The sequence below is a fragment of the Spirosoma koreense genome (assembly GCF_054777875.1).
The window spans coordinates 630,222-654,245 of the sequence record NZ_BAAHAC010000005.1 but is presented as its reverse complement, the minus strand read 5'-3'; the positions used below and the strand labels follow the sequence as shown (position 1 = coordinate 654,245).

The 24,024-nt window shown below is 53.3% G+C and carries 16 protein-coding genes and 1 tRNA gene; 10 read left to right on the top strand and 7 right to left on the bottom strand.

Features of this window, described 5'->3' with window-relative positions; translation table 11 throughout:
- The first annotated feature begins 4 nt into the window (after positions 1–4).
- The 8 genes from ccsA (at position 5) to ACYVC2_RS08480 (ending at position 10,272) form a co-directional block, all read left to right on the top strand.
- Positions 5–2,668, top strand: coding sequence for a cytochrome c biogenesis protein CcsA (ccsA, locus tag ACYVC2_RS08515; RefSeq protein ID WP_461101880.1), 2,664 nt, complete (start codon positions 5–7; stop codon positions 2,666–2,668).
- 48 nt (positions 2,669–2,716) lie between these two features.
- Positions 2,717–2,944, top strand: coding sequence for a hypothetical protein (locus ACYVC2_RS08510; protein ID WP_461102323.1), 228 nt, complete (start codon positions 2,717–2,719; stop codon positions 2,942–2,944).
- Positions 2,945–3,041: 97 nt separating this feature from the next.
- Positions 3,042–4,325, top strand: a complete 1,284-nt coding sequence (locus tag ACYVC2_RS08505; protein WP_461101879.1) for a hemolysin family protein — start codon at positions 3,042–3,044, stop codon at positions 4,323–4,325.
- Positions 4,326–4,363: 38 nt separating this feature from the next.
- Complete coding sequence (locus tag ACYVC2_RS08500; protein WP_461101878.1) at positions 4,364–5,509, top strand: aldose epimerase family protein; 1,146 nt, start codon at positions 4,364–4,366, stop codon at positions 5,507–5,509.
- Between the two features lie 42 nt (positions 5,510–5,551).
- Positions 5,552–6,190, top strand: coding sequence for an orotate phosphoribosyltransferase (gene pyrE, locus ACYVC2_RS08495; protein WP_461101877.1), 639 nt, complete (start codon positions 5,552–5,554; stop codon positions 6,188–6,190).
- Between the two features lie 128 nt (positions 6,191–6,318).
- A complete protein-coding gene (locus ACYVC2_RS08490) occupies positions 6,319–6,762 on the top strand; it encodes a (4Fe-4S)-binding protein (RefSeq protein ID WP_461101876.1) in 444 nt (147 codons plus the stop codon).
- A 325-nt stretch (positions 6,763–7,087) separates the two neighbouring features.
- Complete coding sequence (locus ACYVC2_RS08485; RefSeq protein WP_461101875.1) at positions 7,088–7,852, top strand: cupin domain-containing protein; 765 nt, start codon at positions 7,088–7,090, stop codon at positions 7,850–7,852.
- Positions 7,853–7,938: 86 nt separating this feature from the next.
- On the top strand, positions 7,939–10,272 hold the full coding sequence (locus tag ACYVC2_RS08480) for a S9 family peptidase (protein ID WP_461101874.1): 2,334 nt from the start codon (positions 7,939–7,941) through the stop codon (positions 10,270–10,272).
- Between the two features lie 93 nt (positions 10,273–10,365).
- Here the strand turns inward: ACYVC2_RS08480 and ACYVC2_RS08475 are convergent, their stop codons facing one another.
- From ACYVC2_RS08475 to pdxH, 6 genes are all read right to left on the bottom strand, one after another.
- Complete coding sequence (locus ACYVC2_RS08475; protein ID WP_461101873.1) at positions 10,366–12,138, bottom strand: ABC transporter ATP-binding protein; 1,773 nt, start codon at positions 12,136–12,138, stop codon at positions 10,366–10,368.
- A gap of 105 nt (positions 12,139–12,243) precedes the next feature.
- Positions 12,244–12,828: a Uma2 family endonuclease gene (locus ACYVC2_RS08470; RefSeq protein ID WP_461101872.1), complete on the bottom strand. Its 585-nt coding sequence runs from the start codon at positions 12,826–12,828 to the stop codon at positions 12,244–12,246.
- Between the two features lie 85 nt (positions 12,829–12,913).
- On the bottom strand, positions 12,914–14,809 hold the full coding sequence (gene acs / locus ACYVC2_RS08465) for an acetate--CoA ligase (protein ID WP_461101871.1): 1,896 nt from the start codon (positions 14,807–14,809) through the stop codon (positions 12,914–12,916).
- A 67-nt stretch (positions 14,810–14,876) separates the two neighbouring features.
- Entirely contained in the window at positions 14,877–15,098 is a 222-nt protein-coding gene (locus ACYVC2_RS08460) for a DUF6814 family protein (RefSeq protein WP_461101870.1), read from the bottom strand.
- Between the two features lie 105 nt (positions 15,099–15,203).
- The gene (locus tag ACYVC2_RS08455; protein WP_461101869.1) at positions 15,204–16,772 is read right to left on the bottom strand and encodes an MFS transporter; all 1,569 of its coding nucleotides are present in this window, start codon (positions 16,770–16,772) and stop codon (positions 15,204–15,206) included.
- A 169-nt stretch (positions 16,773–16,941) separates the two neighbouring features.
- Entirely contained in the window at positions 16,942–17,583 is a 642-nt protein-coding gene (pdxH, locus tag ACYVC2_RS08450) for a pyridoxamine 5'-phosphate oxidase (protein ID WP_461101868.1), read from the bottom strand.
- A 96-nt stretch (positions 17,584–17,679) separates the two neighbouring features.
- On the opposite strand from pdxH, the gene ACYVC2_RS08445 reads away from it, so the two are divergent.
- Entirely contained in the window at positions 17,680–19,968 is a 2,289-nt protein-coding gene (locus tag ACYVC2_RS08445; RefSeq protein WP_461101867.1) for a DUF349 domain-containing protein, read from the top strand.
- A gap of 136 nt (positions 19,969–20,104) precedes the next feature.
- Positions 20,105–20,188: transfer RNA gene (locus ACYVC2_RS08440), tRNA-Thr, on the top strand.
- 520 nt (positions 20,189–20,708) lie between these two features.
- Here ACYVC2_RS08440 and ACYVC2_RS08435 read toward each other — a convergent pair.
- Complete coding sequence (locus ACYVC2_RS08435) at positions 20,709–23,396, bottom strand: FG-GAP-like repeat-containing protein (protein WP_461101866.1); 2,688 nt, start codon at positions 23,394–23,396, stop codon at positions 20,709–20,711.
- Positions 23,397–24,024 lie beyond the last annotated feature (628 nt).

Below are 24,024 nucleotides of genomic sequence, written 5' to 3'. Positions count from 1 at the left end.
ATTTATGATACATACCACAGTCGGGCAACTTGGCCACTTTTTTGTCATCCTATCGTTCGTTACGGCGCTGGTCGCCACGGTAGGCTATTTCATGTCCGCCCTCGGCCGATCGTCGAGTGCTGTCGAAGCCGAACCGGTTGAGGAACCTCAGCTGGCCTACGCCGGAGAAGCCAGCTTTGGCGGTAAAGTAGCCCGAAAAAAAGCGAAGCCCGCAGCTAAAGCGCCAATGCCCCCGGCCAAAGACGACTGGCGTACACTGGCGCGCTGGGCGTTCTACATCCACGCAGCGGCCGTGGTCGGCGTAGGGGCTACGCTGTATTACATCATTTACAACCATTATTTCGAGTACCATTATGCCTGGAGCCACTCGTCGCTGGCCCTACCGGTTCAGTACATGATTTCCTGCTTCTGGGAAGGTCAGGAAGGGTCGTTTCTGCTCTGGCTTTTCTGGGATGCGATGCTCGGTATCGTGCTGATGCGCACCAGCGGCAGCCGGTGGGAAGCACCCATGATGACGGTTTTTGCCCTGGTGCAGGCGTTTCTGGCGTCGATGATCCTGGGAATTATCTTCGGTGACACCTTCAAGTTAGGCTCTTCGCCATTTCTGCTTCTGCGGGAAGCGATCCCTGATAACCCGATTTTTACAGCCGATCCCAACTTCGTTCCTAAAGATGGTAACGGCCTGAATCCGCTGCTTCAGAACTACTGGATGGTGATTCACCCGCCCACGCTCTTCCTCGGTTTTGCCCTGACGATGGTTCCCTTCGCCTACTGCATTGCGGGTTTATGGCGCAATGAACCCCTCGAATGGATTCGACCCGCTCTCCCCTGGACTCTCATCGGGGCTATGATTCTCGGCGTTGGGATCATAATGGGCGGTTACTGGGCATACGAAACGCTCAACTTCGGTGGTTACTGGAACTGGGACCCGGTCGAGAATGCGGTGTACGTGCCCTGGCTGGTGATGGTCGGCGCGTTGCACACCATGCTCATCGCCAAGCGCAGTTCGACGGGCCTGAAGACCGCCATCATCCTGACCATCAGCACATTCCTACTGATTCTCTATTCCACCTTCCTGACCCGTAGTGGTATTCTGGGCAATGCCTCAGTTCACTCCTTCACAGATCTGGGTTTGTCGGGGCAGCTGCTGGTCTATCTACTGGCCTTCGTTGCCATCGCGGTTGTGCTGGCGGCCGTCAAGTGGAAACATATTCCAAGCGATGAGCAGGAAGCGTCGGTCTATACGAAAGAATTCTGGCTGTTTATGGGAGCTACGATACTCTGTCTGGCGGCTTTCCAGGTCATTGCAACCACGTCCATTCCCGTTTACAACAAGATTCTGGAGTCGTTCGGCAAAATTTCGAACCTGGCGCTGCCTGCCGATCAGATCGCCCATTACAACAAATTCCAGGTGTGGTTTTTCGCGGCCATAGCCCTGCTGACGGGTGTCGGTCAGTTTATGTGGTGGCGAAAGCTGGAAAACAAAAGCTGGGAGGCACTCATCACGCCCGGCATTATCACCCTGCTCATCAGTGCAGGCCTGATCGCTTTCGGTTCGATCAAAAACCCGATCTACATGGTTCTGCTGGTAGCGTCGGTATTTGCTCTGGTTACGAACGGAACAATTCTGCTGGGTATTATTCGTGGAAATTACCGGATGTCGGGCGGTGCCATTGCCCACATCGGTATGGCCCTGATGCTCATCGGCATTCTTTACTCGGCGGGTTTCTCGAAAGTCATTTCGATCAATAACAGCGGCCTGCTGATTTCCAAGCAGGAAGAGTTTACAAAGAACGATAATAAGGAAAATAAGGAAAATACGCTGCTATGGCTCAATCAGCCCGAACGCATGGGGCAATACCAGCTGACATACCGCGGCCAGCGCATAGAAGCTCGCGACGTGCCCGGCTATATCCCACGGAAGGATGTGATGGTCATTGAAGGCGATTTCCACGGGGTAGCCCTGCGCGACATCGAGCAGAACGGTAAGCTGTATCATAAAAAAGGCGATACGCTGGCACTCTATCCTGAAAATACCTATTACGAAGTCGAATACCGGGAGCCCAGCGGCAAAGTGTTCAGTTTGTATCCACGGGCGCAGGTCAACGAGCGGATGGGACTACTGGCTTCGCCCGACACGCGCCATAAACTCGACCGGGATATTTACACCTATGTCAATTCCGTACCCGATCCGAGTGCGGAAAACAAGTGGGAAAAAACCGAGACGTACAGCGTTGCCATCAAAGACACGTTTTTCCTGAACGATTACGTGGCGATTCTGGACGACGTCGTGCGCACGAATGAGGTCGAAGGCATGGACGTCGGGCCTAACGATGCGGCTGTGCGGGCAAAAGTGCGGGTGCTCGATAAAAATGGGGAGCACATTCTTAGTCCGGCGTTTGTCATCAAAAATCGGATGGTGGCGCACCCGGCCGAAATGAGCGACGAACTGGGCGTTCGGATTCAACTGAATGAAATTGACCCACGAACCGGAAAATTTTCCTTCGCCGTCAACCGAACCCAGCGTGATTACGTCGTCATGAAAGCGTTCGAAAAACCGCTCATCAATATTCTCTGGATCGGAACCCTCATCGTTGTGCTCGGCTTCCTGATCGCATCGGTTCGCCGGTATCGGGAGTATAAAAAGATGGAGGCAAAAGTTGCATAGCAGCTAGCGGTTTGCTACTGGTTGCTGGCATATTGACCAATCATGAAACTGAAACTCTCGGAAATATTGCTCCTGTCGGCCGCTGCGGGCTTCCTGATTCTGTGGATTGCCGAGTACCAGCGTACAACCTTTGCCGAAAGTTACTGGTTATTGATGCTGTGTCTGGGGTTTTTATTAGCCTTCCAGTATATTAAAAACCGCCGGCTCGAACGCGAAAAAACCGTTTCGCCTACCATCAAACAGATGGTGGAAGACCGGAAGAAACGAAAAAAATAAGACCTGCTTAAGGACTCAACACACAAATTATGACTCATAAATGATGACCCTGGCAGGGTATTCCCCATAATTCATCAGCTATCAGTCATAATCTACGATGGAAGCTTACGCCCTCATATTTGGTGCCTTACTTGCTCTGGTACTGGCCGGTTTCTTTTCGGCCGTAGAGATGGCGTATGTATCCGTCAACCGACTGTACTTCGAATTACACAGCAAACAGGGGCCGTTGGGAGAAAAGCTGGTGTCGGGCTTTCTGAAAAACCCGATCCTTTTCGTTGGAACGACCCTAACGGGTAATACGCTTTTTCTGGTGCTATACGGTGTTCTGGGCGTTACGGCCCTGAATCCGTTCTTGATGGCGATTCTGCCCGAAACCTGGGTGGTGCATGAATTTATCATCATTGCCCTGGAAACCCTGATTCTGACGGTTATTTTTCTGCCCCTGGCCGACTACCTGCCGAAGAGTCTCGCCCTGATTCATCCGGACCGTTTTCTGGAAGCACTTGCTGTGCCGCTCTGGATTATTTACAAGGCCATTGCCCCTATCGTTCGGGTGCTGGTCGGAACGGCCCGCTTCGTTATCCGCTATATTCTGGGTAAACGCAACCCCGAAATTCGCCCGGTTTTTGGGCTGACGGATTTGAATCAGTACCTCCAGCAGTTGAACAACCAGAAAGTAGACCCTGAAGAAGCCGTCGATGTCGATACCCAGATTTTTAATAATGCCATCGAATTCCGCGACGTGCGGGTGCGCGACTGCCTGGTGCCCCGCACGGAAATTGCCGCCGTGGCCGTCGACGACACCGTGGAAGACCTAAGGCAGGCATTTCAGGAAAGCGGCCATTCCAAGATCGTGGTGTATCGCGATACGATCGACGACGTAATTGGGTACTGCCATGCCCTGGCTTTGTTTAAAAAGCCGGTTACGGTTGAAGAAATCATTACCCCCATTATCATCGTTCCGGAAACCATGCCCGCTCAGGATCTGCTGCTTCGGTTTCTCTCCGAACGCAAAAGTCTGGCGCTGGTCGTGGATGAATTTGGCGGAACGGCCGGGATTGTGAGCGTGGAAGATATGGTCGAGCAGATTTTCGGGGAAATACAGGACGAGTACGATACCAACGAAGACTGGGTCGAGCAGCAGCTGGACGAACGGACCTGGCTGCTGAGCGCACGCCATGAAATCGACGATCTGAACAAAACCCACGGCTGGTCTATTCCCGAAGGTAGCTACGATACCCTCGGTGGACTGATCCTGGCAACGAATGAAGACGTGCCTCAGGTTGGGGAGATTATTGAGTTTTCTCCCTTTACCTTTACAATCGTCTCCATGGATGGCAGCCGGATCGACACGGTGAAAGTTCGACTGAACCGCGAGTAAGGTCAGTTGCCATCCCCTAATCACCGACTGACTAATCCATGAACCGTACGCTGTTGTTCCTCCCCTTGCTATTTCTGAGCAGTATGATGGCCAAACCCGAATCCGATCTGCCCCTCCCTCCTGCTAAAGCGGGCATTGAAAAAACCCTGTTCGGTACCTTTCCCGACGGCCGCGAAGCGGATTTGTTCACCCTCCGCAACGATAAGGGAATGATAGCTAAAATTACGAACTACGGGGGGTATATCGTTGCGCTGACAGCTCCAGACAAAGCGGGCAAACAGGAAGACGTTACCCTGGGCATGCCCACCTTTGCCGATTATGCCAAAGGAACGCCCAGCCTCGGGCCCATCATCGGGCGGTATGGCAACCGCATTGGAAAAGCTAAATTCACGCTCGACGGACACGAGTATACGCTGGCTCCCAACAACAACGGCAATCACATCCACGGCGGCCCTACGGGTTTCGACAAACGTATCTGGAAAGCCACGCCCATCGATGGAGCCGAGCCGGCGGTGGTGCTGAGCTATCTGTCGAAAGATGGCGAAGAAGGCTATCCCGGTAATCTATCGGTGGAGGTTCGTTATACGTTGCAGAAAGACAATGCGCTCCGCATCGACTACAAGGCCACAACCGACAAAGCAACCGTTCTCAACCTGACGAATCACGCCTATTTCAACCTGAGTGGCCTGAAACATGATGTGCTGAATAACGAACTGATGGTGAAAGCCGACCAGTACCTGCCCACTGACGAGAAACAAATTCCTACGGGCGAACTGCTCCCCGTAGCCGGCACGCCCTTCGATTTTACCAAACCGACCACCGTCGGCAAGCGCATCAACGACACGACCGATGCGCAGATCCGCTATGGCAAAGGCTATGACCACTGTTGGGTATTGAGCGATAAAACTAAATCTCTGAAGTTAGGGGCTACCGTCTATGACCCCACCAGCGGTCGATTCATGGAGATGTTCACGACCGAACCCGCCGTTCAGGTATATACCGCCAACAACCTGAATGGAAAGCTGGTCGGCAATGGCGGAGTTCCGCTGACGCGTCGCTTCGGCATCTGCCTGGAGACGCAGCATTTCCCCGATTCGCCGAATCATCCGAACTTTCCGAGTACGGTTCTCCGGCCCGGCGAGACCTATCAGAGTACAACTGTGTATAAATTTTCGGTGAAGTAGCGCCAGAGTCCTTATTTTTGGGGCTCATTACGTTCATTCTCCGTGGATTCTTTATCTGTTCAACAAACCGTAGCGCGGCATCTGCTGACCGTGCAGGCGGTCCGACTTCGTCCCGCTGAGCCCTTTACGTGGAGCTCGGGCTGGAAATCGCCCATTTACTGCGACAACCGGGTTACCCTGGCGTATCCGGAAGTGCGTAGTTTCATCAAGAACGCGCTGGCCGATGCCATCCGGCAGGCTTTTCCGGCAGCGGAGGTCATTGCCGGGGTTGCTACAGCGGGGATTCCGCAGGGTGCGCTGGTGGCCGATGCGCTGAACCTCCCCTACTGCTACGTTCGGCCCGAACCTAAAGCCCACGGCATGGGCAAGCAGATCGAAGGCCACCTGGCGGCCGGTCAGAAAGTGGTCGTCATCGAAGACCTGATTTCAACCGGTGGCAGTTCGCTGAAGGTTGTCGACGTCGTACGCGCGGCTGGTGCTGAGGTACTCGGCATGGCGGCTATTTTTACCTACGGCTTTCCGCTGGCCGACCAGAATTTTGCGGCTAAAAACGTAAAACTGGTTTGCCTAAGCCACTACGATGCACTATTGACCGAAGCGCAATCCCTCGACTACATCCCGGCCGAAGCGATGGCCTCGCTGGCGAGCTGGCGGCAGAATCCGTCGGAATGGGGAAAGTGAGAAAGAGACGAGTGGTCATTAATGGTCAGCGGTTGTCATTAGTGGTTCCAGAAAGGTCGAATCGTCAGCCAATGAATGACCGCCAAATGACAATCAATGACTACGAATGACAACTAAATAACAAGGCGATGAACGAACCTGGCTCAACTCCCGACATTACGAAAACTTACACGAACGGTGAGATTACGGTTGTCTGGAAACCGAGTGTTTGCATCCATTCCAAAATCTGCTGGACGCAGCTTATCGAGGTCTTCAACCCAAAAAAGCGCCCGTGGGTCGACATAGCGGGTGCGTCTACGCACCGAATCACCGAACAGATCGACCGATGCCCGTCGAAAGCATTGAGCTATTTCCGGAACGAAGAGCCCCTGAACCCGGCTGATATTCAGGCCGAAAGTATTGTCGAGCCTTTACCCAACGGGCCATTGCTGGTTTATGGAAACCTCCGGGTAAAGGATGCGCAGGGCCACGAAACCCAGAAAAATAAAGTGACGGCATTTTGTCGATGCGGGGCCAGCAGCAACAAACCGTACTGCGACGGTTCACACGTAAAAGCCGGGTTCGTGGGCTAGCCCCCCTGCCGAATACATTTACCCCAATCATCAAGTTTAGGGTTTCCAACTTAATACGTACTCATTTTTATTCTAACGCTGATTTGTCCTTCCGACGCAGGAGAAATTTCAGGATAAATCAATCTCAGGATTCCTCCTGCGTCGGAAGGACAAATTCACGTATCTTTCAAAATCCTAAACAGCCGGCTTGTAAACGACTAACTTTTAACTGGCTCGACCGTCGATGTTTACAAAGTAAGTTTCTCTGTCGGCTTTTCGATTAGTTTTGGCACCGTGGGTTCTTTTTTAATCGGTAAAAAAGAATCCATCAACTAAATTTTCCCTGATGAACCGGTTCTTTCTGTTCGGGCTATTGATGCTGGTGGGCTTCCGGGGCTTCCCGCAAACTATTGCCTCGACGGTATATTCGTGGAGTCAGGCATCGGCTGTTTCGTACCCGGACCATACCGAGCGAACGCTGCTGAACGGGGTAACGCGGGATTTTGCCAACCTCAACGTTCGTGGTATTACGTTGTTGGCCAATCAGCCTTCGCAGCCCTCCCAGACACTCGATGAAGAAACCCTGTTGATTATCAGAGAAGGTGAATTGACCGTGACCCTGGGCGGAAAAACCAGAACACTGGGACCCAACAGTATCGTACTGGTCATGCCCGGCGACCTGCACCGGTTCGAGAACAAAAGTACCCGGCCAGTTTTGTATTATGAGATTCGTTATACGTCGAACGAAATGCCCGATCTGGATCTGGATCGAATGGCGGGCGAATCGTTCTGGATCGACTGGAACGATGTACCGTTTCAACCCCACGATAAGGGGGGCATCCGACGGATGTTCGACCGGGCGACGGTAATGACCAAGCGCTTCGAGATGCACGTCACCACGCTCAGGCCGGGCTTGCTGAGCCATCCGCCCCATACCCACCGAGCCGCTGAAATGCTGATTCTGGTAGACAGTTCCGCTCAGATCATCATTGGCGGAGCGCTCCATCCGGCGGGCGCAGGCGACCTGGTTTTTCTGGAATCCGACGTGGCACATGGCCTCCACAATACCGGTTCGGCTCCGTGTACCTATTTTGCTTTTCAATTCGAGTAGCCGAAAACCAACGACCGGATTGTTATTTTTGTATCACCGATGAATGCTCCCAACCCTCATCGCCAACCGATATCATCAAACTAATTATGCAGAATGTGTTCCGAACAGGCCTGCTGGTTGCTTGCCTGGGCTCCGCTTATGCCCAGCAGCGCCCGGCGTTGACCGCCAACGACTATGCGCAGGCCCAGCGATTTTTGGCTACCAACGCCGAACAACTGGTCGATCATGGCAGTGTACGCCCGAACTGGCTACCAAACGATCGCTTCTGGTATCGCGATTTAACCGCCAAAGGCAGCGAATTCATCCTGGTTGATCCAGCGAAAGGAACGCGTTCGGTTGCTTTCGATCACCAGAAACTGGCCGATGTCTTAGCCAAAGCCACAGGCAAAACCTATGAAGCTAGCATGCTGCCGTTTCAGACGATCAGCTTCGCACCCGACAATGCGTCGATCGTGGTTCAGGTGGCCGGCAAATCCTGGAAATATAGCCCACAGACCCAACAACTTTCCCCCGACTCGACCGGCGTCCGCGTCAGCAATGGTGGGCGTGGTGGTACCGGAGCACAGGGTATCGAAGTACTTTCGCCGGATAAAAAACGAGCGGCCTACATCAAAGACTACAATTTGTGGGTTCGGGATTTGCAGACCGGCGCTCAAACCCAGCTCACAACCGACGGCGTTAAGGATTTCGGCTACGCAACCGACAACGCAGGCTGGAAATCGAGTGATCGGGCTATTCTGGCCTGGTCGCCGGATTCGAGAAAGATCGCCACGTTTCGGCAGGATCAGCGGCAGGTGAGCGATATGTATCTGGTGACCACCAACGTCGGCAAACCGACTCTGAAGCAGTGGAAATACCCCCTCCCCGGCGACAAGGAAATCCCAACCATCCAACGGGTGATCATAGACGTCGATAGCCCGAAAGTGATCGTGCTGCAAATACCCGCCGATCCACACCGGGCTACCCTAAGCGACGACATCGCCAGCAGCGGCACTTTCGACGACGTAAACTGGACCGACGACGCTACCAGGCTAGCGTTCGTTTCGACCTCACGCGATCATAAGCAGGAAAAAGTTCGCCTGGCCGATGCCACAACGGGAGCCGTGCGGGACGTGTTCGAAGAAGTGGTGCCGACGCAATATGAATCGGGCTGGGGCGCCATCAACTGGCGCTATCTGAACAAATCGAACGAATTTATCTGGTTCTCGGAACGCGATAACTGGGGGCATCTGTACCTCTACGACGCCCAGACCGGAAAACTTAAAAACCAAATCACCAAAGGCGAGTGGTTGGTGACCAAACTGCTCAAGGTCGATGAAAAGAAACGTCTGCTGTATTTCATGGCCAATGGTCGCCAGCCGGCGAACCCGTATTTTGGCCAGCTTTGCCGGATTGGCTTCGATGGTAAAAACTTCGCCGTACTGACCCCCGAAGAAGGAAATCATCAGGTGACAATTTCGCCCTCCGGCGCTTACTTCGTCGATACCTACTCCAAACCGGACGTACCGCCCGTTACGGTGTTGCGCAATGCCGATGGTAAGCTGATGGCTACGCTGGAGAAAGCGGATATCTCGCGACTGACGGCAACGGGCTGGCAGCCTCCGGTCCCGATTACGGTAAAAGCGCACGACGGGAAAACCGATCTCTATGGCCTGCTGTATAAGCCAACCAAACTCAATCCGAGCCAAAAGTACCCGGTCATCGATTACATTTATCCTGGTCCCCAGGGCGGTAGCGTCGGCAACTGGTCCTTCTCAGCCGTTCGGCGCGACAACCAAGCGCTGGCAGAGTTGGGCTTTATCGTCGTGGAAATCGAAGGCACCAGCAACCCGCTCCGCTCGAAGAGTTTTCATGACATGAGCTACGGTAACATGGCCGAAAATACCCTGCCCGATCAGATCACCGGTATCCAGCAACTCGCTCAGAAATACCCGTACATCGATCTGGACCGGGTCGGTATCTGGGGACATTCGGGCGGTGGTTTCGCTACGGCCACGGCCATGTTCCGCTATCCGGATTTCTTCAAGGTAGGTATTTCCGAATCGGGTAACCACGATAACCGCAATTACGAGGACGACTGGGGCGAACGCTACAACGGCTTGGTCGCGAATGCCGATTATGAAAAGCAGGCCAACCAGAACTACGCCAAAAACCTGAAGGGTAAACTGATGCTGGCGCATGGCATGATGGACAATAACGTGCCGCCCTACAATACCCTGCTGGTGGTAGAAGCGCTGGAAAAGGCCAATAAAGATTATGACCTGGTCATTTTCCCGAACAGCGCCCACGGGTTTGGCACCTATACGGCATACATGACGCGTCGGCGATGGGATTATTTTGTAAGACACTTGCTAAACACCGATCCCCCAAAAGAATTCTCCCTGGAGGTCAAACCGGACCCGCGCAGTCGGATGCAGTAAAAGTTTCTGCTGACAGGTAGCGAAAACGCAGATTTTTATGTCCAATATGATTTTATAGGATCATAGCAGTCATAAAAATCTGCGTTTTCACTATTAAGCCGTTACCAGCTCTTTCCGTTCGCCGATCTGCTGCCGCCACATGGCGTAATAGAGGCCTTTTTGCGCCAGTAGCTCGTCATGACGCCCCTGTTCGGCTACATGTCCCTGCTCCAGCACAAATATCCGGTCGGCATGGAGAATCGTGCTCAACCGATGGGCAATCAGAATCGTAATATGCCGACGCGAACCCGACAGGTCACGAACCGTCCGGCCAATTTCTTCTTCGGTAAGTGAGTCCAGCGCCGAAGTAGCCTCATCGAAAACCAGCAGCGTGGGTTTACGGAGCAACGCCCGGGCAATGCTCAGTCGTTGCTTTTCGCCCCCGGACACTTTGACCCCACCCTCGCCAATGACCGTGTCGAGCCCCAGTGGGGCACGGGCCAGCAACGAATCGGCGGCTGCCTGATGCAGGGCGGTCAGGCATTCGGCGTCCGTCGCGTCAGGAGCTACGAAGCGTAGGTTTTCGCGGATAGTTCCGGCAAAAAGCTGCGTATCCTGCGTGACAAAGCCGATCTGCTCCCGCAACTCGTCCAGATTGACGTCGGAACCCGGAATATCGTTGTATAAGATTTGCCCGCTGAGGGGCTTATATAAACCGACCAGTAACTTCACCAGTGTAGTTTTGCCTGATCCGCTCGGCCCCACAAAGGCAATGGTTTCGCCCAACTGCGCATCGAATGAAATTCCATCGAGTGCCGGTTTTTCAGCGGTCAGATGTTTGAAATGAACATCGTCAAATGCCAGGGTACGGAGCGTTTTGACGGGTTGCGGAAGCGCGGGCTGTACGTCGCGGGGGGTATCGAGAATCTGCTGAAAGTTGGCCAGCGATGCTTCCGTTTCCCGATATACGTTCATGATGTTACCCAGTTCCTGCAAGGGTCCGAAAATAGCGAAAGAGTAAATGAACAGCGAGAAAAACTCCCCAACGGTGATCTGCTGACGTACTACCAGATACAACATAAACAGCATGATGGCGTTGCGGAGCAGGTTGACGAACGTACCCTGCACAAACGACAGCGACCGGATGTAGCGCACTTTTTTGAGTTCCAGCTTCAGGATTTTGTCGGTCGTCGCGTTCAGCCGTTCGGTTTCCTGCTGGGCCAGCCCGAGGCTTTTGACCAGTTCGATGTTGCGCAGGCTTTCCGTTGTCGAACCGGCCAGCGCCGTCGTTTCAGCCACGATGGTTTTCTGAACGGTCTTGATTTTTTTGCTCAGCAGCGAGCTCACGAACCCCAGCAGAGGGATGGTCAGGAAATAAGCGGGGGCAATGGGCCAGTAGATCGTAATGGCATACCACATCACAAACACAATTCCAACCAGCGATGTAAACAACACATTCACAAACGACTGAATGAGCTTTTCCACATCGGACCGCACTTTCTGTAACTTGCCCAGCGTCTCACCCGACCGCTGGTCTTCGAACACCTGATAGGGCAATTCCAGCGAATGCCGCAGTCCGTCGGTATAAAGCCGGGCACCCAGCCGCTGAGTGATGACATTGACGTAGTAATCCTGAAAATTTTTGGCAATGCGGCTCACCATCGCCACCCCGAGAGCCTGAAGGATCAGCAGCCCCGCGCCGTTTTCCAGAAAGCCCCAGAAATCAACTTTTCCGAAGGTGCCACCGGGCTTGACGACGTACTGGTCGATGATTTTGCGAAAGATATAAGGATCGAGCAGCGAGAAGACCTGGTTGATAGCCGCCAGAAGCAGCGCCAGCGCCAGAAGCCCCCAATAGCGCCGTAAATAGCTGTAAAGTAGTTGCATAGATGTGTTGGTGGAAATATAACCAGACGGAACGCATACGAATCTGGTTTCTTCAACAACACGAAACGGCGCATTTTAGGTCGATTAGACCCAGGCTAAATGGGTTTATTTTCCGAACAACTGAGCCGTGGTTATCTGCAGTTCGGGTAAAGCCGGGGCTGCGCTGAGGATGTCGTTGTCGGTACAGATCGTGACGGTTTTGGGGGAGGTATAGACATACACTTCCTGATATACGGGATAAACCCACCAGACAACCTGTACTCCTGCGTCAAAATACTCGTGTAGTTTGTTCAGGCTTTTGATCTCGCTATCTGTCCCCGAGGCTAGCTCAATTACAAAACCAGGTATGACTAATTCGCCCTTCGTTACAAGAGCGAATTGATCAGCCGTATAATAGGCAATGTCGGGTCGACGCATTTGCTTTTGGGTGAGCCAAATGTCTACCTCGGCCAGCAATTCGCTTCCCTTTTGATAAGCTTTAGTCTGTGAAAAATAGCGGGATATGCGTTTGTAGAGCAAAATTTCGTCCTGTCTCATGCCGGTAGTGGGTTCGAGCATGCCATCGCTGAACTCGTACACATAGTTGTCGTCAGACTCCCAGCGGAGAAAATCAGCTTTGGTCATGCGTTGTCCGGCATATTTCGGTGTCCCGTAGGCATAAGCGTCCGTCTGAACAAGGGGCGTTTCCATCGTAGGTGAAGCTGTGTTTTACCAAATATAACCAAAAATGCCGGACCCTTGAGACCGGCATTTTCAGAAAAAGTCATCGAAAGGATCAAATCGCTCCCGCCTTGATCTCGTCTACGACGGCCGGATCGAGCAAGGTCGTGGTATCGCCCAGATTGCCGGTGTCGCCTTCGGCAATCTTGCGCAGAATCCGGCGCATGATTTTGCCGGAACGGGTTTTAGGAAGGCCCGTAACGAACTGAATTTTATCGGGTTTGGCAATGGGGCCGATGACCCGGCTGACGGTCGCCAGGATGTCGCGTTTGGTCAGATCGTCGTCGTGTCCACCGGTCAGGTTTTCCGTGATGACGTAGGCATAAATACCCTGCCCTTTGATGTCGTGCGGATATCCTACCACGGCGCTTTCAACCACACCCGTATGCATGTTGATCGCGTTTTCGACTTCAGCCGTACCGATGCGGTGTCCCGACACGTTCAGCACGTCGTCGACGCGGCCTGTGATGCGGTAGTATCCGTTTTCGTCGCGCAGGCAACCATCGCCTGTAAAGTACAGGCCGGGATAGGTCGCAAAGTAGGTTTGGCGGCAGCGTTCGTGGTCGCCGTAGGTCGTGCGCAGAATACCGGGCCACGGGAATTTCATGCAGAGGTTACCGCTAACCCCGTTTCCTTCGATCTCTTTGCCGTTCTCGTCTACCAGAATCGGCTGAACGCCGGGCAAGGGCAGGGTCGCAAACGTCGGTTTGGTTTTCGTAATACCGGCCAGTGGTGAAATCAGGATCCCACCGGTTTCGGTTTGCCACCAGGTATCGACAATCGGGCAACGGTTTTTGCCGATGTGATCGTCGTACCAGTGCCAGGCTTCTTCGTTGATGGGCTCGCCCACCGAGCCCAGGACCTGCAGACTACTCAGGTCGTGGTTTTCGACTTTTTCGAGACCAAAGCCCATCAGCGACCGGATGGCTGTGGGAGCGGTGTAAAGAATATTGACCTGGTGTTTATCAACGATATCCCAGAATCGGCCAGCGTCAGGGTACGTAGGAACGCCTTCAAAAATAATGGACGTAGCCCCACAGGCCAGCGGACCGTATACGATGTAGCTGTGACCGGTAATCCAGCCGATGTCGGCCGTACAGAAATGAATCTGGTTTGGCTCGTACTGAAAGACATTCTCGAAGGTATAGGCGGCATAGACCATGTAACCTCCGCAGGTATGAACCACGCCTTTGGGCTTACCCGTGCTACCCGACGTATAAAGAATGAACAGCATGTCTTCGGCGTCCATTTCTTCGGCGGGGCAGTCGGCCGTTACCTGCTTAATCTCCTGTTCCCACCACACATCCCGCCCTTTCAGCATCGAAACCGGGGTGCGGGTACGCGTCATCACAATCACTCGCTGGACGCTCGGGCAGCCGATCAGGGCATCATCGACCGTATTCTTCAGCGGCACTTCTTTATTACCCCGGTACGACCCGTCGGCCGTAACGACCACTTTACATTGCGCGTCGTTGATGCGGTCGGCGATGCTCTGCGCCGAAAAGCCGCCGAAGACAACCGAATGCACGGCCCCAATGCGCGCGCAGGCAAGCACCGCGATAGCCAGTTCGGGCACCATCGGCATATAGATACAGACACGATCGCCTTTTACAACGCCATTGCGTTTGAGAACATTGGCGAACCGGCACACCTGGTCGTGCAACATGCGGTAGGTCAGTGTCACCTCCGCTTCATGCGGATCATTGGGTTCCCAGATGATCGCGGGCTGATCGCCCCGCTCGGCCAGGTGCCGATCGAGGCAGTTTTCGGTAATGTTGAGCTTGCCGCCGATGAACCATTTTATGTTCGGTTCAGTGAAATTCCATTGCAGGGTTTTGGTCCAGGGTTTGCGCCACTGAAAGTTCTGCGCGACTTCGGCCCAGAATGCTTCCGGGTCGTCGACGCTTTTCTGGTAAGCGGTCTGGTACTCCTCAAAGGTTCGGATACGCATAATCAGTAAAAAGCAAAAGAGTGAATGAGCAACGGGTCGCTCAGGCAAAAGGGCGCTACAAATCTATTCACTCTTTCGATTTATATTCTCCGTCGAGCGCATATTTACCGAACAGAATCAGACCGCCGACGATAATAGGCACCAGTACGCACAAAACCACCCAGCCGAATACCCGATCTTCGAGCGTATCACTCCCAATTTTAGTCAGGCTGTCGATAATCCGATCATAGCCAACGTATAGACCCAGCAAGATCCAGACGACACCGAGGTATTTTTTGAGAAGGTCCATAGTATTAAGGAATAATGGATAATGTAAAATGAATAATGACGGACATGATTCAGATACTGATAATGAACGATTTATCGGAGGACATTATGCATTGTTCATTATCTATTATTCATTATCCGCAGTTTTCTGTTCGTTCAGATACAACAGGCCGATGACGAAACAGACACTGGCTATCAGAATCGGGTACCAGAGCCCTTCGAGATACGGTTTGGCAACCGCACCGGGTGTAGCTTCGTTGGCTTTGGTGGCTGTAGCAACCAAAGCTGTAGCAATGAAGGGGGTTAGGCCCCCGAAAATGCCATTTCCAATGTGGTATGGTAACGACATCGATGTGTAGCGAATCCGGGTTGGAAACAGCTCGACCAGGAAAGCCGCAATGGGACCGTAGACCATCGTTACGTAGAGCACCTGTAAAAACACGAGCAGAATCATCATCCAAAAACCAGACGTGGGTAAGGTCACCGCTTTCGTGTGTTCAGGCCTGGCCCCCGAATCGCCAGTTTTCGAGGCACTTACGCTCTTTTCAATAGCTTTGGCGACCAGCCCGTTAGCAAAAAAATGAGTGGTGGTCGTAGTCGTTACCAGGTCACCGTTGGCTTGTTTGGCTAACTTCCGGTCAATGGTTCGGGCGTCGGTGAACTCCTGCTGCTGACGGGTGTCGGACAGGCTATACATTTTGTCGTAAATCGGCCGGTACGTTAGCACGCCCAGCGCCATACCGGCCAGCATGATCGGTTTGCGCCCAATCCGGTCCGATAGCCCTCCGAAAATGACGAAGAAGGGCGTGGCTGCCAATAAGGCAATAGCCACGATGCTATTCGACTGCACGAACTCGATGTTACAGGCTTTCTGAATGAACGACAGGGCGTAGAACTGCCCCGTGTACCAGATAACCCCCTGCCCGGCGGTGGCGCCAAACAAAGCTAGCAGCACCATTTTCAGGTTTTGTTTCTGGCCAAAACTTTCCGCCAGCGGATTTTTCGACACCTTTCCTTCCGACTTCAACTTCGAAAACAGGGGCGACTCCGCCATGCGCAACCGGATGACAATCGAAACGGCAACCAGCAGAATCGACAGAATAAACGGCACCCGCCAGCCCCAGTCCGAAAACTTATCGACACCCAGCGATTCTCGCGTGATCAGGATTACGCCCAGCGACACGAACAAACCCAGCGTAGCCGTCGTCTGAATGAAACTTGTGTAATATCCGCGTCGCCCTTCGGGCGCGTATTCGGCCACGTAGGTAGCCGCCCCACCGTATTCCCCGCCGAGCGCCAGCCCCTGAATCAGACGCAGCAGCAAGACCAGCAACGGTGCCCAGAAACCAATGGTCGCATAGCCCGGAATCAGGCCAATGGCGAAGGTCGAGCCGCCCATGAGCACCAGTGTAACCAGAAACGTATATTTCCGACCGACCAGATCGCCCAGCCGGCCGAAGACAAGCGCCCCGAACGGACGGACAACAAAGCCCGCAGCAAAGGTCGCCAGGGTAGACAGGAGTGCCGCCGTGGGGTTATCTTTTGGGAAAAACTGCGAAGAGAGAATCGCGGCCAGACTTCCAAATATGTAAAAGTCGTACCATTCGATGAGCGTTCCGACCGACGAAGCCGAAATCACACTGAAGAGCGTTCGTGAAGAAACGGCCTGCGGTTTTTTGGCTTTGCTGCCAATCATGATTACAATGGAGAAAAGGTTTCCTCCAAAAGCAACCCCGCTTCGGTTTTTACCGTACGTGTGATTAAACACAGAGCGGTCCGCCGTTGCGGCTCGGAGAGCATGGAGTTTTTCTATTCCTCTGTGTTCTCCGTGCCGCAACGGCGGACTGCTCTGTGTTTAAATACTATTATGGAGAAAGCCGCTCGATCAGCCAGTTGTCGCCTTCCTTGCGGTAGCGGATTCGATCGTGCAACCGGCTGGGACGGCCCTGCCAGAATTCCACCGCGTCGGGCACAACCCGGTAGCCACCCCAGTACGGTGGGCGCGGAATGGCCTGATCCGCAAAGTTGGCTTCGAGCTCGCGCTGGCGGTTATCCAGTTCCGCCCGGTCCTGGATAACCGTGCTCTGGTGCGAAACCCAGGCGCCAATCTGACTGCCACGCGGTCGGCTATTGAAATACGCGTCGGATTCGGCAGCACTTATTTTTTCGACCCGCCCTTCGATTCGGATCTGCCTTTCGAGTTCGGGATAAAAAAACGTTAGCGCGGCAAACGGGTGTGCAGCCAGTTCCTGGCCTTTACGACTTTCGTAATTGGTAAAGAACGTGAAGCCCGTATCGGAAACATCTTTCAGCAGCACGATACGTCCATCTGGCCGACCTTCTGCCGTAATGGTGCTGATGTGCATGGCGTTAGGCTCGGGGATGTGTGCGTTTACGGCAGCGTCGAACCACTGCCGGAACTGAGCGATTGGGTGCGGCAAAACGTCTGTTTTATCCAGCCCGCTCAAAGTATATTCATTGCGTAAATCGCTGATTGCAGCCGACATTGGTCAAGATTGGCTTAATGGCTTTTCGATAGAGTGTATGACAAGATAATTCGCATATTATCGTACTTTTGCAAAAGTAATCGGTACGTTCCCAACATGGCAAACCAAGAACAGGAAATTAACCAGCAACCGGAAACCACTGTTCCGGCAACCGGGCCGCTGGCAGTAACTACTCCCGAACCCTCGACAACAACCCCTGAGGACGCTCCTGCCGGGGTGACTTCTGATGTGGTAACCAATGCTGAATCGCAACCGGAAGAGGCAGCCGCTGAGCCAATGGCCACAGCGACAACTGCGCCACAAACGGACGATCAGCCGGGAACACCTTTATCCGACGAGACAGAAAGTACGCCTTCTGCAATAACCGCCGACAGTGCTCCATCGGCCGAAACGACCGATGAGCCCGCGTCGACCGAAACGAGTGATGTCGTTGAAGCTGCTGCCCCAGCTCAGCCAACCGCTGAATTGCCGGCTGATGCAGACGTTCCGGACCTCCCGGTATCGGCAACTCCTGCACCCGGCGAGGAAACCGCCGACAGCGACGAGTTAGGAGCGCAGTATGCTGATGTGCCCGAAGCGGAGGATGACACGGCCGCCCACCCGGCCATCGACTATAGCCAGTTTGCAAAGGCCGACTTTGTCAACCTGCTCGAAACCCAGCTGGCGGCTATTAACCTTGCGTCGGTCACGCCCGGCGATTTCAAGAAGGCCGATCAGGTGCTGAAAGAAGTGAAGCCGCTGTTCGATCAGATGAAGCGGGCCGAACGCGAAGCGGCTCTTCAGGCTTACATCGCCGATACGGGTGCGGAAGAAGGGTTCGACTATAAATATGACGATTCCGTTCAGCGCTTCGACGAGCTGTATAAGCAGATCAAGAGCCAGAAAAACACGTATTTCCAGAACCTGGATAAAGCCAAAGATACCAATTTTGCCTCGAAAACCGAACTGCTGACCCGGCTGCGGGAACTGGTCGAAACCGACGAGAACAACGCGGGTGATCCGAAGGTAAGCTGGAACGAGTTCAAAAAAATTCAGGACGAATGGAAGGCGGCCGGGAATATGAATTCTCCGCACAACGCCACCCTTTGGGCTACGTATCATGCGCTGGTCGACCGCTATTACAGCAACCGGAATATTTATTTCGAGTTGAAAGAGCTCGATCGGAAACGAAATGCCAGCCTTAAAGCCGAAGTGATCGAGCGAGTCGAGGCCATGGCCAAAGCATCGGATGAAACACCCGTTACGCGCCAGACGATCGACGAAGCCAATGCATTATTCGAAGAATATAAGCACATTGGTCCCGCTCCTAAAGCCGAACAGGAAGTGCTATGGGGTCGCATGAAAGCGGCACTGGATGTGCTTTACGACAAACGTCGGGGCCAAACCAACGAACAGCGAAAAGAATCGGCTCAACTCTACGAAGAGAAGTCGGCCATTTATGAAGAGCTGGTGCCTATTACTTCGTTCTCCTCGAACAGCATCAACGACTGGAACGACAAGACGAAAGTCGTGATGGGCCTACAGGACCGCTGGAACGCCATCAAAGGGCCAATGCCCCGCGAGGAAGGTAAAGAACTGAGCAAGAAGTTCTGGGCCGCTCTGAAAACCTTCTTCCATAACAAAGGAGAATTTTTCAAGCAGTTGGAAAGCAAGCGGGAAGAAAATCTGCGGGCTAAAACCGAACTCTGTGAGCAGGTCGAAGGCATTCTGGCGGCTGGCGAGGAATCGCCCGAAATCACCCAGACCGTGATCGAACTGCAACGCCAGTGGAAAAACATCGGTCAGGTTCCGGAAAAACAGAAAAACACCATTTTCGACCGTTTCAAAGCGGCCTGTGATGCGTTTTTCAACAAAAAACGATCGAAAAATCAGGAAACCGAGCGTGAATTCGAAGAGAACCTGGCCCAGAAAACGGCGCTCATCGAACGCATCGAAGCGGCAGCTACCGCCAACGCCGACCTTTCGCAGCTCAACGAGTTTAAGAAAGAATGGGGTTCGATTGGGTTTGTTCCTAAAAAGGACATGCAGTCGATCCAGAAGCGCTACATCAACGCAGTGAACGCACTGGTGGGAGCAACCGGCAAAATTCCGGCAAAAGATAAAGAGCGGATCATGCTGCAAAGCGAAGCCGAAGCCACTCGGGGCGGTGGTCGTGACCGCGATTTCAACCGGGGTGACCGCGATGGCGGCAACAAACGCGAGAGCGATATCCGTCGGCGAATTACAGCCATTGAGAACGACATTGCGACTTACCGGAATAACATCGAGTTTTTTGCCCGTTCGAAAAACGCCGATAAACTCCGGGCGGACATCGATCGAAAAATTGCGGACGCTGAAAAGCAACTAGCCGAACTCCGGCATCAGCTACGGGTGGCGCAAGCTTAAGAACAGTTAGAAAGCAAAAAAGGCAGACGGGCGAAACCCGCACTGCCTTTTTTGCTTTTTTTAGTCACTGCCTTGCACCTTCCGTCTAAACGCACTATTTTTGCATCACAATTCGGAAACGGATTGACTAGTTGTTGCCAGTGTCGGATAGCGGTCGATTCCGCCTGATTTGTAATCAGGATGCGCAAGCGCGTCGGGGGTTCGAATCCCTCCACTGGCTCTCTGAAAATCAACCAGTTACAACGAAAAACCGCCTTCAGTAATGTTGGCGGTTTTTCGTTTGCATACTTCTGATTTTATATTGTTTCATACATTATACTGATAAGACAGGTTGAAAACTCGATTTGCTCCCTCAGGCCTTAAATAATACTGCTTGAGGTCGTTCAACTGTTAAAAGAAAAGGGAGCTGATGTGTCCCTTGATGAGGTATACAGACTTGGGAGACGGCTTGACGATGCTGGGTTTGCATAATTTGCTGCAACCCGTGATAGTGCGTTGATTGATATGAAAAGCGAAGGAATTGAATTTGTCGAAGGTGACTCATTTACCCATAAGAGTCATTCCATAATTACAAATAACTACGCCCTTCCTGAAAGCCCTGTGGATAAAAGGGACAAAAAGGAGCTTCTGGCTTAATAAGTGGCAAAGCGATGCTGAGACAGTACCAGCACCGCTTTGCCCGTTTCAGGTTGTAGTCTTTCAGGGGCTAACCTATCAATAAGCACCCGTATCTAGCAGCATTACTGCTGAAAGTAATCTATTTTATCGGCGTCGCTGTTATTGTCCATCTGTTGCTCATTGTCCATTAGTAAGGTAGCGCTCACCACCAGCTTACCGGAGGTAGCCCCGGGCTGAAATAAACCCTCCAAGCCTACACTCAACAGCTTATCTGCTTCAACCGTCTGGCTGGTGGTCAGCGTGTAATAACCACCTTGCGGGCCGCTCAACTGCCAGACACTATTATTGACCGGACGCCCTCCTACCGACGTAGCGCTGCTGGGTAAACTCAACGATAGCTTACTGTCCTGACTGATTTTTAGCCTAATGGGGCCCGTGCTGGGAACACCACCCACTTCAAATACATCGACAACCACCGTCATCAAGGCATTGCCGTTTAACACCGTTGGCCGGGCATACAGAACAGGCGTTAAATCCGATGCAATCACCGTTAAACCAAACGCGGTAGAGCTTACGCTGTTACAGGCGTTGGTAGCCACCAGCGAATACGAACCCGCCTGACTCAGTTGCACATCGGTCAGACTGAGCGTCGCTGAGGTCTGGCCGCTAACGACAAGCCCATCTTTGTACCACTGGTAGATTGCCGGGCCTGAGACCGCTCCGCTGGTCTCAACCGTAGCGCCAACCGGAACGCTGGTTGCGGATGCTGGCTGACTGATGAACGTAAGTGGTAAATCACCACTAGTTGTCACAGTAGAGCTGGCTGTAGCCCAGCAGCCAGCAGCCGACGTGGCTGTAACTGAATATACGCCCGCACTCGTTACTGTGGCCGTAGTCCCCGTGTTATCTCCCTGCTGGTTAGCGCCGTCACTAAACCGGTACGTATTGCCCCCACTGGCGGTCAGCAACACACTAATCTTCATGCAGCTTAGGGGACCGTCATTGGTCAGATCTGGGATAGGTTGAGTGTTGACAACAACATTCTGTGATGAGCTAGCCGTGCACCCATTGACCGTCACGGCATAACTAACCTGCCCCCCCGTGCCCGCATTAGCTGGATTGAACGTACTGCCCGAAACCCCAGGACCGGTAAAAGTGCCCCCCGTTGTGATGGCCGTCAGGGCTACGGGCGCATCGCTGGAGCAGTAAGCGCTGGCTAACCGGGTGAACCGGGAATCGGGATAAGGCGCGATGCTGACGCTGACCGAACCTGTCATTGTCTGCTGGCAACCAGTGTTGAGGTTCCTGGCCACGATGGTATAGATGCCTGCGACGGTCTGATTATCGAAACTGATGGCGTTTCCCGTACCCGTTTTCACCTGACCACCGATTACCGAACCGTTGCGTAGCAACTGGTAATTAACCCCCGTCTGCGAAGAGGGCAAGCTTACCGCTACCCCGGCACCGCCACTGCAATAGGTCCCTCCGCCTGTCACCGTAAATTGGGATGGCTGGGGGTTAACAACCAAACTGAACAACGTAGAGGTGACACTCCGACAACCCGTGACGACCGCTACATAGTCCCCTGCATCGGCGTTCTGCACGTTGGTCAGCGTGAGCGTAGCGGATGTCTGACTTGTTACCAAGCTCCCGTCTTTGTACCACTGATAACGTAGGCCAAGCCCCTCTGCGCTCACGGATGTAGATACGTTACTGCCCGGACAGACAGTCGAGCCAAAGCCGGGCTGTCTGGTGATCGCTACCGGGGTACTGTTGAGCAGCAGTGTCAGGTTATTGGTATTGTTGGCCGTTACGACATCGAGCCGTCCATCCCCATTGACATCGGCCACAGCTACACTGTTAGGTGCACCAGCCACGGCATAATCGGAACGCGAGTAGCCGCCTGGCCCAGTCGACGCCAGTAACACCGTCACGTTGGTAGCGCCGAGGTTGGCCGTTACGATGTCGAGCCGGCCGTCGCTGTTAACATCCCGTACGGCGACCGACACGGGGGTTGATCCCACCCCATAGTCCGTGCGCGTAAAACCACCTCCGGCCAGCGCCCGGAACACCGAGATGCTTAAACCGGTGTAGTTGGCCGTTACGATGTCCGTTCTGGAGTCACCGTTCACATCCGCCAGGGCAATCGAGATGGGAAAATCAATAGCGGGATAATCGACGACGATGTAGCCGCCATTGGCCTGGGCCAGCATCACGTTTAGCAAATAGCCCTGGTTTGGATCGCTGTTGTTCGTTACAATGTCCATCCGACCATCGGCATTGACATCGCCAATGGCTACATCCTGAGGACTGTTCCCCACAATATAGTCGGTCCGCGAGTAGCCTCCCCCGGCCAGGGCGAGCAAGATCGTTACGCTGTCGGCTAAGCTACTCGAGGTGACAATATCCACCCGACCATCGGCATTGACATCCCCGATGGCCAACGCGTTGGAGCCACCTCCGACGGCTAAGTCCGTACGGGCGTAGCCGCCAGTTGGTTGAGCCAGTAAGACGCTCACCCGGCCACCCGTGCCCAGTGGGGTCACCGTCACAATATCGAGTCGGCCATCGGCGTTGACATCACCTACCGCAACATCATAGGGCCCGTCGGCTACGGCATAGTCAGTAATTGAATAGCCTCCACCGGGCAAAGCCAGATGCACCCGCACTTTATCCTCGTCCAGGAGGGTCGTTACCAGATCCATTCGCCCATCAGTATTGACATCTGCACTTGTTACATCACCGGAGCGGACATTCTGGGTGATGTCGGTAGGTAAAAAGCATTGAGCCCGCAATGGTTGATGAGCCATCGTTAGCAACAACAGACTTGTCAGCAGCCAGTATTGATACCTGGAGCACTGGGAAGGGAAAACGCCTGAATAAGTCGGAATCTGCCTGACCCAGTGTCGATACAGGGACAGGCGCTTCCGATTGGCGAGCGCTCTCAGTAGGCCGTGTGAGGTTCTTTTTAACGGGTAAACGTGTTGCATGTTAATGCGGACAGAGTAAAAATGGCTAAACAGAAATCCGTTGATCAATTAATAAGGGCAGAGGCTTAAAAAACTGCACAAAACTAAGCGGGCCTGGCCCCGGGGGGTTATAACAGGTGTTCCAAATACTACCACGCTTGTGCCATTTTTGACCACAATCCACGTTTTTACCCGTTAGCTACGAGACCAACGAGTGGTAGGTGAAGCCCTGCTGTCTCAGGGAGGTGGCTTTCGTGCGATCTTATAGTTAAACCCCATATGACGGGAACACGGTTAACCTAAGTACCACAGGATTGGAGACGGTAAGCCCCGTTCTTATATCAGTCGCTTTGGGGGGACGATAAACGTCAGTATGCTAACGGTAGTCAGCCGTGGTACAATTTGCCCGGATCAAGGCTGTATTTTCCTCAAAACAATAATGCTGAGTCGGCAGTAGGTAAGCAGGGAT

Coding starts and splice junctions, on each gene's coding strand:
- ACYVC2_RS08445 (WP_461101867.1), top strand. CDS start 17,680: ATGGCAAACCAAGAACAGGAAATTAACCAGCAACCGGAAACCACTGTT.
- ACYVC2_RS08490 (WP_461101876.1), top strand. CDS start 6,319: ATGAACGAACCTGGCTCAACTCCCGACATTACGAAAACTTACACGAAC.
- ccsA (WP_461101880.1), top strand. CDS start 5: ATGATACATACCACAGTCGGGCAACTTGGCCACTTTTTTGTCATCCTA.
- acs (WP_461101871.1), bottom strand. CDS start 14,809: ATGCGTATCCGAACCTTTGAGGAGTACCAGACCGCTTACCAGAAAAGC.
- ACYVC2_RS08435 (WP_461101866.1), bottom strand. CDS start 23,396: ATGGCTCATCAACCATTGCGGGCTCAATGCTTTTTACCTACCGACATC.
- ACYVC2_RS08460 (WP_461101870.1), bottom strand. CDS start 15,098: ATGGACCTTCTCAAAAAATACCTCGGTGTCGTCTGGATCTTGCTGGGT.
- ACYVC2_RS08475 (WP_461101873.1), bottom strand. CDS start 12,138: ATGCAACTACTTTACAGCTATTTACGGCGCTATTGGGGGCTTCTGGCG.
- pdxH (WP_461101868.1), bottom strand. CDS start 17,583: ATGTCGGCTGCAATCAGCGATTTACGCAATGAATATACTTTGAGCGGG.
- ACYVC2_RS08470 (WP_461101872.1), bottom strand. CDS start 12,828: ATGGAAACGCCCCTTGTTCAGACGGACGCTTATGCCTACGGGACACCG.
- ACYVC2_RS08505 (WP_461101879.1), top strand. CDS start 3,042: ATGGAAGCTTACGCCCTCATATTTGGTGCCTTACTTGCTCTGGTACTG.
- ACYVC2_RS08480 (WP_461101874.1), top strand. CDS start 7,939: ATGCAGAATGTGTTCCGAACAGGCCTGCTGGTTGCTTGCCTGGGCTCC.
- ACYVC2_RS08500 (WP_461101878.1), top strand. CDS start 4,364: ATGAACCGTACGCTGTTGTTCCTCCCCTTGCTATTTCTGAGCAGTATG.
- ACYVC2_RS08485 (WP_461101875.1), top strand. CDS start 7,088: ATGAACCGGTTCTTTCTGTTCGGGCTATTGATGCTGGTGGGCTTCCGG.
- ACYVC2_RS08455 (WP_461101869.1), bottom strand. CDS start 16,772: ATGATTGGCAGCAAAGCCAAAAAACCGCAGGCCGTTTCTTCACGAACG.